Annotated in this window: 8 protein-coding genes; all 8 read right to left on the reverse strand. The window is 74.9% G+C overall.

Annotation, left to right across the window (positions count from 1 at the left end):
• Positions 1-93: 93 nt before the first annotated feature.
• A complete protein-coding gene (locus JNW98_RS33115) occupies positions 94-306 on the reverse strand; it encodes an MbtH family protein (protein WP_223771999.1) in 213 nt (70 codons plus the stop codon).
• A gap of 42 nt (positions 307-348) precedes the next feature.
• On the reverse strand, positions 349-1,302 hold the full coding sequence (locus tag JNW98_RS33120; RefSeq protein ID WP_223772000.1) for a fatty acid desaturase family protein: 954 nt from the start codon (positions 1,300-1,302) through the stop codon (positions 349-351).
• Positions 1,299-2,606, reverse strand: a complete 1,308-nt coding sequence (locus JNW98_RS33125; protein WP_223772001.1) for a preATP grasp domain-containing protein — start codon at positions 2,604-2,606, stop codon at positions 1,299-1,301. Before JNW98_RS33125 ends, JNW98_RS33120 begins: the two co-directional genes overlap by 4 nt.
• A gap of 4 nt (positions 2,607-2,610) precedes the next feature.
• Positions 2,611-4,410, reverse strand: a complete 1,800-nt coding sequence (locus tag JNW98_RS33130) for a gamma-glutamyltransferase family protein (RefSeq protein ID WP_223772002.1) — start codon at positions 4,408-4,410, stop codon at positions 2,611-2,613.
• Positions 4,411-4,461: 51 nt separating this feature from the next.
• Positions 4,462-5,367, reverse strand: coding sequence for an LLM class flavin-dependent oxidoreductase (locus JNW98_RS33135; protein WP_223772003.1), 906 nt, complete (start codon positions 5,365-5,367; stop codon positions 4,462-4,464).
• Between the two features lie 4 nt (positions 5,368-5,371).
• Entirely contained in the window at positions 5,372-6,346 is a 975-nt protein-coding gene (locus JNW98_RS33140) for a 3-methyl-L-tyrosine peroxygenase-related protein (RefSeq protein WP_223772004.1), read from the reverse strand.
• Positions 6,343-6,819 carry a VOC family protein gene (locus JNW98_RS33145; protein WP_223772005.1) on the reverse strand — a complete coding sequence of 159 codons (477 nt, stop codon included), beginning with the start codon at positions 6,817-6,819 and terminating at the stop codon, positions 6,343-6,345. Before JNW98_RS33145 ends, JNW98_RS33140 begins: the two co-directional genes overlap by 4 nt.
• The coding region (locus tag JNW98_RS33150; protein ID WP_223772006.1) for an amino acid adenylation domain-containing protein at positions 6,816-9,464 on the reverse strand (2,649 nt) is incomplete at its 5' end. The genes JNW98_RS33145 and JNW98_RS33150, both read right to left, overlap by 4 nt.

A 9,464-nucleotide genomic window follows, 5' to 3' on the forward strand; every position in this document is an offset into this window, starting at 1 on the left:
GCACGGGCCCGTCGAGCTCCGCCTCGGCCGGCCGCCGGCCCGCGGCGGGCACCCGTCCCACGGCGTGTGCCCGCGCGCCGTAGCCGCCGGAGCTCACGCGGCGGACGCCCGCCGGGACAGCGACGCCGGCCGCATGTCCGTCCAGTGGCGCTCGACGTAGTCGACGCACGCGCCGTGGGGGGCCGGGCCGTGCGCCACGGCCCACCCGGCGGGCACCTCGGCGAAGTCCGGCCACAGGGAGTGCTGGTTCTCGTCGTTGACGAGGACGCGGTACGTGCCGGTCTCGTCCTCGAACGGGTTGCTCATCGGTGACCTCCTGGTCGTCGTGGGGTTTCGGAAAGGGGGCGCTCAGCCGCCGGCCGTCCGCCCGTAGTCCTGCCTCCCCTTGCGCAGCGCCCCCACCAGGCCCGCGTGGAAGCGGAGGTAGGACTTCTCCTGGATCGGGTGCGGGACGGGCATGGACCGGTGCAGCCGGTGCAGGTTGAGCGAGGAGACCGCCGGGTAGTGGTGGTGCTCCGCGTGGTAGTTGGCGTTCCACATGAAGTAGCGGACGAAGCGGTTCGACCGGACCGTCCGGGTGTTGCGCGACACCTCCGGCACGCCCCACAGCCCGTAGTGCTCGGGCAGGCTGAGGAAGACGCTCGCGGGCAGCGAGAGCGCCAGCGGCACCCAGTAGGCGACCAGCAGCGCGAACGGGAAGAGGACCGTGAGGACGGCCGCGGCCACGAGCCAGGCGAAGATCGCCCAGTTGTCCCGCTTCGCGTCGCGCCGGCGGTCGTCCGTCCGGACGCTCGCCGGGAAGTCGCCGCGCCAGGTCTTCACGATGCGGCGCGGGAACCCCGGCCAGAACGGCAGCCCGGACAGGTTGTAGAGGTACGCGCGCAGGGTCGCGTAGTGCTCGGCGGGCTCGCTGTCGCCCTCCACCCCGGTGTAGCGGTGGTGGACGAGGTGCTGGTGGCGGTAGATGGTGTAGTTGAGCAGGATCGGCGTCGACCAGGCGGCGCCCGCGATCCGGTTGGCCCTCCTCGACCCCAGGTGGGTGCCGTGCACGCAGTCGTGGGCCGCGTTGATGAAGCCGGAGAGGACGAAGCCGAGGAAGGCGGAGCCCAGCAGGGCCCACCAGCCGACGCCCGGCCGGAGCATCGCGGTCACCACGGCGGCGTAGAGGACGGCCAGCACTGCCGTCCGCGCGGCGACCCGCCGCCGGTCGGCCCGGGCCAGGCTCATCAGCAGGGCCTTGTCGAGCCCCTGCCGGTACGGGCGGTCGCCGGTCTCCTGCCGTACGCCCTGTGCGTCGCTCACCGCCGCACCTCCTCGACCGCGTCGCGGATTCCGGCCTCCAGGGCGCGGGCCCGCTCCCGGGTCGGGGCGAGGACCACGCACTCCAACGGCCGTTCCCCGGAGGGGTCGTAGCCCAGGACGACCGCGCCCTCCCCGGTCTCCGGCGAGAAGGCGAGGCCGTGCCGGCGGAGGACGTCCAGCGCGGCCGGCAGCGGCAGCGCGGGCACGTCCCGCAGCCCGGACAGGACGTGGGTGTCCAGGTAGGCCGGTCCGAGGAGCCGTTCGCCCACGGCGTGCAGGGCGAGGCTGCCGCCCCAGCGGGCGTTGGCCTCGTTGAAGAGGACCTCGCCGGTGCCGGTGACGATGCCGTCGACGTTGATGTGCCCGCGGTAGCCGATCGCCGCCGCGAGGGCGACCATCCGGGCCGACGCGGTCAGGGCCCGGGCACTCGTGCCCGCCGGCAGCTCCGCGGGCAACTCCAAGCCGACCCAGACGAGTTCCGGAGCCGCCGGGTCGGTGTCCGCGCGCCGCCGGATCGTCCCGCTGTTCAGGAACGTGACGTCCCCGGCCGGGCCGATCAGGTACTCGGCGTAGAAGCTGTCCGTGGACCGGTGGTACGTCTCGACGGCCAGGACGGGGTTCCGGTCGTCCGTCAGCTCCGCCCACAGGACGTCGGCGGCGGCTTCGGGGGCGTCGGCGGCGAGGGTCGCGCGGGTGCCGGGGAGCGGCCGGGTCTCCTTGAGGGTGAGGGCCACGTTCCCCTGCCCGCCCAGGTCGTCGTCCCGTTTCACCACCACCGTGCCGGTGCGCGGCAGGTACCGCTCGACGGCGGCCGCCAGGGCGGCGGGGCCGGTGACGACGGTGCCCTCCGGCACCGGTACCTCCGCGCCGACGGCCAGCTGCCGGAAGTGCGACTTGCGGTTCAGCAGCACCGGGCCGCGCTGGGCCGCGAACCGCAGCCCGGTGTCGGCCGGCAGGCCGCAGAGGTCCGCGAAGGCGGCGACGCCCTCCGTGTGGTGGGCGGGCAGCAGCTCCCAGGCGGCATGGCCGAGCAGCGCGCGGACCTCGCGGACGAGCGCGGGCGCGGTCAGGGCCTCGTCCGTCAGGTTCTCCCCGGCGGACACGAAGCGTACCCGCGCCCGGTCCACGCCGAGTTCGCCGCAGACGTAGCGGAGGAACTCCTCGTCCGGCACGAGGGGGCTGACCACGACGTCGCCCTCGCGGAGCAGCCACAGCTGGCGGTGGACGGCCCGCGGTGCCGCCGTGCCGACGTTGAGCAGCACGATCCTCGGCACGGCCGGGCCCCCTGATTGTCTGGTGGTCATCCGGTCACCGCACCACGCCGTAGGCCTGGCCGCCGCGCGGGCTCGCGGCGGCGAGTACGCCGCCGTCGCCGTCCGGGCCGGTGGCGCACACCTTGCCCAGGCTCAGCGCGGGCGCGTTCCGCACCTCGTGCCCCCGGCGCCGCAGTTCGGCGACGGTGGCGTCCGCGAAGCCGCCCTCCTCGACGACCACGCCGAGCGGGCTGGCCTGGCGCGGGTGGAACGACGTCGGCACGTGCTCGGTGTGGAAGGTGGCCGCCTCGACGGCCTCCTGCGGGGACATGCCGAAGTCCACGTGGTTGACGAAGAAGTTGAGCGTCCACTGGTCCTGCTGGTCGCCGCCGGGCGTGCCGAAGGCGAGGTACGGCCGGCCGTCGTCGGTGCGGACGATGGTGGGGCTGAGCGTCGTGCGAGGCCGCTTGCCGGCAGCCAGTACGTTGTTGTGACCCTCCGTCAGCCAAGCCATCTGCCCGCGCGTGCCGAGCGGGAAGCCGAGCCCCGGCACCACGGGCGAGCTCTTCAGCCAGCCGCCGCTGGGGGTGGCGACGACCATGTTGCCGTCCCTGTCGGTGGCGCTGACGCAGGTGGTGTCGCCCTTGCCCGCGGTCTTGCGGACGACGGTGGGGATGCCGTTGTGGAGCTCGGCCCGCCACTCGGGCTCGACCGGGCCGTCCGTGGAGTCGAGGACGGGCGGGATCCAGGGCTCGCGGCCGCCGGGGGCGCCGGGCCGGAGGACGGCCGACGCCTCGGGGCCGATGAGCGCCCGGCGGGCGTCCGCGTAGGCGGGGTCGAGGAGCGCGGCGAGGGGGACGTCCGCGTGCTCCGGGTCGCCGTACCAGGCCTCGCGGTCCGCGAACGCCAGCTTGGCGGACTCGATGACGGTGTGCAGGTGGTCGGCGCTGCCGAAGCCCATCGCGCCCAGGTCGTAGCCGGCCAGCAGGGACAGCTGCTGGAGGAAGACCGGGCCCTGGGACCACGGGCCGGGCTTGTGGACCAGCTTCCCCCGGTAGTCGAGGGTGGCGGCCCGCTCGGCGGTCGGCCGCCAGCGCGCCAGGTCGGCGCCGGTGAGGAAGCCCTTGTGTGGGACGCCGGTGGAGTCGATGACCTCGGTGGTGGAGACGAACGCGTCGATCGCCTCGGCCACGAACCCCTCGTAGAACGCCGTGATGGCGCCGTCCGCCTGCGCCTCGCGGCCGGATCCGGCGGCCTCGGCCTCGGCGACGAGCCGGCGGTAGGTGCGGGCCAGGTCGGTGTTGCGCATCCGGGAGCCGGCCCGGGGGACCTCGCCGCCGTTCAGGTAGGTGGCGCCGGACGCGGTCCAGTGGTCGCGGAACAGGGGGGCCAGTGCCTCGATCATCAGGGCGGCGCGGGGGAGCAGCGGGTAGCCGTGCTCGGCGTAGCCGATGGCCGGTTCGAGGACGTCGGCGACCCGCAGCCGGCCGTGGTCCCGCAGGACGCGCATCCAGGCGCCGAAGGCGCCGGGGACGCAGGCCGCGACGAGGCCGGAGCCGGGGATCGCGTCCAGGCCGAGGGCGCGGACGGCGTCGACGGTGGCGGCCTCGGGCATCGGCCCCTGCCCGCAGACGACCGTCACCTCGCCGGTCGCACCGTCATGGACCATGATCGGTACGTCGCCGGCCGGGCCGTTGAGGTGGGGCTCGACGACCTGGATCACGAACGCGGCGGCCACCGCGGCGTCGAAGGCGTTGCCGCCGCGGTCGAACATCGCGTTCCCCGCGGCGGACGCGAGCCAGTGGGTGGAGGAGACGGCGCCCTGCGTGCCGTGGAGCTCGGGACGGAACAGCACAGGAGGAGAACCCTTTCGGGACGGGGGGGAAGGGGGAGGTGGGGCGGCCGGTCAGGCGGGACGGCCGGGGAGGAGGACCTCGTTCGCTATGTCCTCCAGCACCCGGAAGTCGCCCTGGTACGGGAAGTCGGCGCGCGGCCAGTGCACGACGAGGTCGGTGATCCCGATGCCGCCGAAGAGGCCGCAGGCGTCGCGGTAGGTCTCCACCGACTCCATCACACCGTCGATCATCGCGCCGGTGACCACCAGTCGGCGGACGGAGGCGGGGTCGCGGCCGATCGCCTCGCACTCCTTGTCCAGCAGCGCCGACTGCTGCCGCAGCACCGGCAGCGCCTCGTCGTAGCGGACGGGCTCGCCGTGGCCGGGCCAGGCGATGGTGATCCAGATGTCGGCGTGGCAGGCGGCGAGCCGGATGCCGCGCGGCCCGGTGGCCGCCACCGCCAGGGGCGCGCGCGGGCGCTGGACGCAGCCGGGGTGCAGGCGGGTGCCGGTCGTGGTGAACCAGTCGCCCCGGTACGTGGTCTCCGGCTCGCGCAGCAGCTGGTCGGTGAGGTCGACGAACTCGGCGAAGCGGTCCGCCCGTTCGCGCGGGTTGAGCCGGCGCAGCCCGAGGGCCTCGTCGTCGAACCCGCCCGCCCCGGCGCCGATCCCGCAGATGGCCCGGCCGTCGGAGATGTCGTCCAGCGTCATCATCTCCTTGGCGAAGGCGACGGGGTGCCGGATGCCGGGGCTGGCCACCATGGTGCCGATGCCGATGCGGGACGTCGCGGTGGCGGCGGCCGTCAGGACGGGCATGGTCGCGAACCACGGCATCTCGCGGAACCAGCGCCACATCAGGTGGTCGTAGGTCCAGGCGTGGTCGAAGCCCAGCCGTTCCGCCGTCACCCAGCGGTCCTTGGCCTGCTGCCAGCGCTGCTCGGGCAGGATGATGATTCCGTGGCGCATCGTCTCAGCCATGTTCTCAGCCGCTCCTTCGGGGGCTCGTCGGTCCGGTGCCCGTCGGCTCGGCGCTCGTGGCGGTGGCCAGCGCGGCCGTGCGGAGCACGATGTCGGTGAGCTCGTGCTCGCAGGCCAGGACGTCCGGCGTGCACAGCTCGTCCGGGGCGGTCCCGGGGTAGTGGGCGACGGCCGGGTAGAGGCCGTTCGTCGTCAGGTCCATCGCCACCGCCTTGCAGCGGCGCAGGAGTTGGGCAAGCACCTCCTGGCCGGCGACCGGGGCGCGCAGGGTGAGGAAGTAGCAGTCGAAGACGCTCGTCCACATCCGGGGCTGCCGCTCGGGCGGGTTGTCGACCAGGTGCTGGAGCAGCGACCGGCCGTCGGAGACCAGCTTGGCGGCGGTCCCGAGGTGGATCCGGTGGCCGAGCGCCACCTCCCGCACCAGCGCGTCGGCCTCGGCGGCCGGCACCGGCGGCACCTTACGGCCGCGGAACAGGCTGCGCACGGCCGGGAAGTCGGCCGCCCAGGTGCCGCTGAACGTGCTGTGCAGCCGGTACATGCTCGGCCGGATGGCCGCGTTGTAGACGGCCGGGGTGCTGGAGCCGGTGTACAGCATCATGGCGCTGTACGCCCGGACGTGGTGGCGGATCTCCCGGGCCGTCGCCAGGTCCTCCTCCTCGCCCGCGCCGAGCCGGTCGAGGGCGGCGGCGACCAGCCGCCAGAGGACGAACGAGATGTGGTGCCCGGTGATCCAGCGGAACCAGAAGAGGCGTTCCAGGCCCTCCTCGGTCACCGGCTCGGTGAGCAGGGCGCCGTCGTCGGCGGCGGCCAGCAACCCACGGCACGCCTCCCGGAGTTCCGGGCCCGCGTCCGAGGCGAGCGGCCACGGGTCGCCGGGGTGCGGCAGGGTCAGCGGTTCGAGGGCGTAGGGGTAGTCGCCGAAGTCCCAGCCGCGCGCGTCGGGCAGGGAGAGGGCGACCGCGGTGGCGTTGCGGCTCATCGGCTGCTCTCCGGTACGTAGGTGAACTCGATCTCCAGGCCGTTGACGTCCAGGCAGTAGAAGCTCTGTACCCCCTCGGCGTCGGTGACGATCCCGGACGGCGGGTCGGGCAGCAGGAAGTCGTACCGCCCCGAGGCGTACAGCTCCTGCCACCGGTCCCGGTGGCGTACCAGCTCCTCCGGGTTGTCCACGGCGAGGCAGACGTGCTGGAACTGCACGCGGTCCTCGGGGCCGCGCTCCCGTACGGGCGTGGTGCGCTCGATGAGGTGGAGCCGGACGCCCCCGGCGACTACCTCGGTGATCCGGGACACCCCGGGCAGCCGACTGAGCGTCAGCTCCGAGAACGTCTCGGCGGTCCAGGTCGGTCGGCAGCCGAGGAAGTCCCGGTACCAGGCGAGGGAGTTGTCCAGGTCGAAGGTCTGGACCCCGACGTGGTGCAGGTGTGCCGTGGGCACGGTGGGTGTCGTCGTCACCGGATTCCTCCGCGGTGGTCGGTCTCGTCGTGTGTGTGGGCCGCGTCGGCCAGGGCGGCCAGTCGCCGGTCGAGCTCAGGGCCGATCGCGGCGAGCGCCGCTGGCCGGGTCATGCCGCCGTGGTCGCAGTCCACGGCGTGGACGTCGAGCCGGCCGGCGAGGTGCGGGCGCCACAGCTCCGGGGTGTACGGCGAGCCGTCCGGCTTGTCCGCCGCCGCCCGGAACAGCACCGCGTCCCCGTCGAACCGGCCCAGGACCGGATCGGCGTACACGCGGCTCATCTCCCGGTAGACCCGGACCAGCGACGCCACCTCCACGTCGGCCGGGCCCGCCAGGGTGCCGTCCGGCGCGAGCTCCTGCCCCAGCGAGGCGGCCAGCGCCCGGAGCGCCGCGGCCTCGTCGGCGTCCTGGTCGTCACCGGCGTCCTCGGCGGTCCGGGGGTAGGCGTCGAGCAGGGCCAGCAGCGGGACCTCCGCGCCCTCCTCCCGGAGCCGGACCGCCAGCATGTGGGCGATCAGACCGCCGACGGACCAGCCCAGCAGGGCGTACGGCCCGTCCGGGCACACCTCGCGGATCCGCGCCAGGTAGTCCTTCACCACGTCGTCCGGCGTGCCCGCCGCGTGCTCCGGCGTGCCCAGGCCGGGCGCCTGGAGGGCGTACACCGGCCGGCCGGGGGCGAGGAAGCGGAGCAGGCCGGTGTAGACCCAGCCGGTGCCGGCCGCCGGGTGGATACAGAACAGCGGGGTGCCGGTGCCACCGCGCAGCCGCAGCAGCGGTGCCAGCGGGTCCGCCGTGCCGGCCTCGCCCGCGGCCGTCCGCCGGGCGAGCGCGGCGGGCGTCGGGGCGTCCAGCAGGTCGCGGATGGTGACGCGGACGCCGCACGCCGCGCGGAGCCGGCCGGCGAGGCGGACGACGAGCAGCGAGTGCCCGCCCAGGTCGAAGAACGAGTCGTCGGCGCCCACCGTCGGCACCTCCAGCACCTCGGCGAACAGCTCGCACAGCAACTCCTCGCGCGCGGTGCGCGGCGCGCCGCCCCGGGCCGCGCCGGTGAAGTCGGGCGCCGGGAGCGCCGCCCGGTCGAGCTTGCCGTTGGGCGTCAGCGGCAGCGCGTCGAGGACGAGGACGGCGGCGGGGACCAGCGGGGCGGGCAGGAGCCGCGCGGCGTCGCGCCGCACCTCCTCCGGGTCGACGGCGGCACCCGGCGCGGGCACCACGTAGCCGATCAGCCGCCGGTCGCCGTCCTCGGGCCCGGACCCGTGCACCGCCGCCGCGGCCCGGACCACGTCCGGCCGCTCGCGGAGCACGCCCTCGATCTCGCCCAGTTCGATCCGGTGCCCGCGCACCTTCACCTGGCCGTCGGCCCGCCCAGCGAACTCCAGCAGGCCGTCGGACCGCCACCGCGCCAGGTCGCCGGTGCGGTACAGCCGGGAGCCGGGCGGGCCGAACGGGTCGGCGATGAAGCGGGCGGCGGTCAGCGCGGGACGATCCAGGTAGCCGCGGGCCAACTGGGTGCCGCCGATGTGCAGTTCGCCGGTCGTGCCGGTCGGGGCGGGCCGCAGTCGGCCGTCCAGGACGTACGCCCGGACGCCGGGGAACGGCCGGCCGATCGGCACCGGGCCGGGGGGCAGTGGCGCGCCGGGCGGCAGTCGGTGGTCGCAGCAGTTGACGGTCGACTCGGTCGGCCCGTACGCGTTCACCACCCAGGTGTCCGGGTGCCGCTCGCGCCATGCCTGGAGCGCCCGGCCGTGCAGCGCCTCGCCGCCGAGCACCAGGCAGGCGCCCGGGGACGCCTGCTCGGGCAGCGATGCCAACAGCTCCAGGTGGCTGGGGGTGGCCTTGAGGAAGTCGGGGGCTTCCTGGGCGGCGTCCTCGTCCAGCTCGGCCAGGCGTACGCATCCGCCGCTGACGAGCTGACCGTACAGCGCGGTCACCGTCAGGTCGAAGGCCACCGACGAGTGCACGGTGCTCGTCCCCGGGATGCCCGGGTAGGCCGTGCGGAGGTAGCGCAAGTAGGCGGCCAGCGCCCGGTGTTCGACGACGACGCCCTTCGGGCGGCCGGTCGAGCCGGAGGTGTGGATGACGTACGCCGGGTGGGCAGGAACCAGGGCGGCCGTCCGCTCGGCGTCGGTGACGTCGCCGTCGGCGTACGCGCGGGTGTCCACCGGCCCGTCGAGGACGACGCGCGGCGCCGCGTCGGCCAGCAGGTAGGCGATCCGCTCGGCGGGGTACGCGGGGTCCACCGGCACGTACGCCGCGCCGGCCTTCCACACCGCGAGCAGGGCCACCACCAGGTCCACGGAACGGGGGAGCAGCACGGCCACCCGGTCCTCGGGGCCGGCGCCCCGGGCGATCAGGTGCCGGGCCAGGCGGTTGGCGCGGCGGTTCAGCTCGGCGTAGGTGACGGAGGTGCCGCCGTGGACGACGGCCGGCGCGTCGGGGTTGCGAGAAGCCTGCTCCTCGATCATCCGGTGCGCGAACAGGTCACTTTCAGCGCCCGGTTCGGGGGCCGGTGCGCCGTTCCACTCCGTCAGCAGCCGTCGCCGCTCCTCCGGCCCCACGACGTCGATCTCCGACAGCCGGGTGCCCGGGTCGGCGAGGACGGCGGCGAGCACCCGGTGCAGGCGCTCGGCGAGGGCGACGGCCGT

Source organism: Streptomyces huiliensis (assembly GCF_020037025.1).
In the GTDB taxonomy this organism is placed as follows: Bacteria; Actinomycetota; Actinomycetes; order Streptomycetales; family Streptomycetaceae; genus Streptomyces; species Streptomyces huiliensis.

Coding starts and splice junctions, on each gene's coding strand:
- JNW98_RS33115 (WP_223771999.1), bottom strand. CDS start 306: ATGAGCAACCCGTTCGAGGACGAGACCGGCACGTACCGCGTCCTCGTC.
- JNW98_RS33125 (WP_223772001.1), bottom strand. CDS start 2,606: ATGACCACCAGACAATCAGGGGGCCCGGCCGTGCCGAGGATCGTGCTG.
- JNW98_RS33135 (WP_223772003.1), bottom strand. CDS start 5,367: ATGGCTGAGACGATGCGCCACGGAATCATCATCCTGCCCGAGCAGCGC.
- JNW98_RS33140 (WP_223772004.1), bottom strand. CDS start 6,346: ATGAGCCGCAACGCCACCGCGGTCGCCCTCTCCCTGCCCGACGCGCGC.